The sequence below is a fragment of the Saccharopolyspora sp. NPDC050389 genome (assembly GCF_040655595.1).
Lineage (GTDB): Bacteria > Actinomycetota > Actinomycetes > Mycobacteriales > Pseudonocardiaceae > Saccharopolyspora.
Map to the genome: position 1 here is coordinate 1 of NZ_JBFAKG010000201.1, position 3,167 is coordinate 3,167.

Annotated in this window: 1 rRNA gene; it reads right to left on the reverse strand. The window is 56.6% G+C overall.

What is annotated here, in order from left to right:
- Positions 1-35 precede the first annotated feature (35 nt).
- A 23S ribosomal RNA gene (locus AB0I53_RS49250) occupies positions 36-3,106 on the reverse strand.
- Positions 3,107-3,167: the final 61 nt, after the last annotated feature.

A 3,167-nucleotide genomic window follows, 5' to 3' on the forward strand; every position in this document is an offset into this window, starting at 1 on the left:
CTCAGATACCGTATAGTGGGTGCGTAGCAATCTTTGTGAGCAAGTCCTCGGCCTATCAGCACCAGTCAACTCCACACGTTACCGTGCTTCCATATCTGGCCTGTCAACCCAATCATCTCTTGGGGGCCTTAACCCACAAAGGGGTGGGAGACCTCATCTAGGAACAGGCTTCCCGCTTAGATGCTTTCAGCGGTTATCCCTCCCGAACATAGCCAACCAGCCACGCCCTTGGCAGAACGACTGGCACACCAGAGGTTCGTCCGTCCCGGTCCTCTCGTACTAGGGACAGCCTTCCGCAAGTCTCCTACGCGCGCGGCGGATAGGGACCGAACTGTCTCACGACGTTCTAAACCCAGCTCGCGTGCCGCTTTAATGGGCGAACAGCCCAACCCTTGGGACCAACTCCAGCCCCAGGATGCGACGAGCCGACATCGAGGTGCCAAACCATGCCGTCGATATGGACTCTTGGGCAAGATCAGCCTGTTATCCCCGGGGTACCTTTTATCCGTTGAGCGACACCGCTTCCACCAGCCAGTGCCGGATCACTAGTCCCTGCTTTCGCACCTGCTCGACCCGTCAGTCTCACAGTCAAGCTCCCTTATACACTTACACTCAACACCTGATTGCCAACCAGGCTGAGGGAACCTTTGGGCGCCTCCGTTACCCTTTAGGAGGCAACCGCCCCAGTTAAACTACCCACCAGGCACTGTCCCCGATCCGGATCACGGACCCGAGTTAGATGCCCGGAACGACCAGAGTGGTATTTCACCAACGACTCCACACCCACTAGCGTGAATGCTTCACAGTCTCCCACCTATCCTACACAAGCCGAACCAAACACCAATACCAAGCTATAGTAAAGGTCCCGGGGTCTTTCCGTCCTGCCGCGCGAAACGAGCATCTTTACTCGTACTGCAATTTCACCGGGCCTGTGGTCGAGACAGCGGAGAAGTCGTTACGCCATTCGTGCAGGTCGGAACTTACCCGACAAGGAATTTCGCTACCTTAGGATGGTTATAGTTACCACCGCCGTTTACTGGCGCTTAAATTCTCCGCTACACCCCAAAGGGTTCACGGGTCCTCTTAACGTTCCAGCACCGGGCAGGCGTCAGTCCATATACATCGCCTTACGGCTTCGCATGGACCTGTGTTTTTAGTAAACAGTCGCTTCTCCCTGGCCTCTGCGACCACCACCAGCTCCCACCGCAAGGGCGTTCACCAGCAGTGGCCCCCCTTCTCCCAAAGTTACGGGGGCAATTTGCCGAATTCCTTAACCACAGTTCACCCGACCGCCTCGGTATTCTCTACCTGACCACCTGTGTCGGTTTCGGGTACGGGCCGTGAAGACACTCGCTAGAGGCTTTTCTCGACAGCATGGGATCACTCACATCGCCACAACGGCTACGCATCACCCCTCACCCACATGGTGTGCGGATTTACCTACACACCGGGCTACAGGCTTACACCAGTACTACCACTCACTGGCAGAGCTACCCTCCTGCGTCACCCCATCACTTAACTACTACCCAATCAGGCCCCATGCACCCACCACGCTCGTCCGAAGACTCACACAGCAGACGGATGGTTAGTATCAAGGGGTTCATTATGGACGCGTCCACACGGGTACGGGAATATCAACCCGTTATCCATCGACTACGCCTGTCGGCCTCGCCTTAGGCCCCGACTCACCCTGGGCGGACGAACCTTCCCCAGGAACCCTTGGTCATCCGGCGGAAGAGATTCTCACTCTTCACTCGCTACTCATGCCTGCATTCTCACTCCCACACACTCCACACCAGGATCACTCCGGCGCTTCACCGCATGCAGGACGCTCCCCTACCCAACCATCTAAAAAGATGACTGGCATGGCTTCGGCGGTGCGCTTCAGCCCCGCTACATTGTCGGCGCAGGACCACTTGACCAGTGAGCTATTACGCACTCTTTCAAGGATGGCTGCTTCTAAGCCAACCTCCTGGTTGTCTCGGCGATCCCACATCCTTTCCCACTAAGCGCACACTTAGGGGCCTTAGCCGATGCTCTGGGCTGTTTCCCTCTCGACGACGAAGCTTCTCCCCCGCCGTCTCACTGCCACGCTAAACTCAGGCGTATTCGGAGTTTGGCTGATCTCAGTAACCCGCGAAGGCCCATCAACCAACCAGTGCTCTACCCCACCCAAGCAAACACGCAACGCTGCACCTAAATGCATTTCGGGGAGAACCAGCTATCACGGAGTTTGATTGGCCTTTCACCCCTACCCACAACTCATCCCCCAGGTTTTCAACCCTGGTGGGTTCGGGCCTCCACACGGTCTTACCCGCGCTTCACCCTGGCCATGGGTAGATCACTCCGCTTCGGGTCTACACCACGCGACTCAAACGCCCTATTCAGACTCGCTTTCGCTCCGGCTACCCCACACACGGGTTAACCTCGCCACGCAGCAGTAACTCGCAGGCTCATTCTTCAAAAGGCACGCCATCACCCAAAGGCTCTGACGGTTTGCAGGCACACGGTTTCAGGAACTCTTTCACTCCCCTCCCGGGGTACTTTTCACCATTCCCTCACGGTACTATCCACTATCGGTCACCAGGAAGTATTTAGGCTTAGCGAGTGGTCCCGCCAGATTCACAGCACCCTCCACGAAAGCGCTGCTACTCGGGAACACCACCACACGCGCCATGCAGATTTTCGCCTACGGGACTCTCACCCACTCCGGCTGGCTTTCCCAAACCATTCGACTAACCCACACAACAACGCTGGCAGACTGGTAGATCTGCCCAGTAACGTCCCACAACCCCGCACACGCAACCCCTACCAGGTATCCCACGCGCACGGTTTAGCCTCCTCCGCTTTCGCTCGCCACTACTCACGGAATCACCAGTGTTTTCTCTTCCTGCGGGTACTAAGATGTTTCACTTCCCCGCGTTCCCCCTAACACCCTATATATTCAGGCGCTAGTAACCCGACATCACTCGGGCTGGGTTACCCCATTCGGACACCCTCGGATCACAGCTCGGTTGACAACTCCCCGAGGACTATCGCAGTCTCCCACGTCCTTCATCGGCTCCTGGTACCAAGGCATCCACCATGTGCCCTACATAACTTGCCACAAAGATGCTCGCACCCACTATACAGTTCTCAAACAACAACCAAGCACACAAGAAAACACA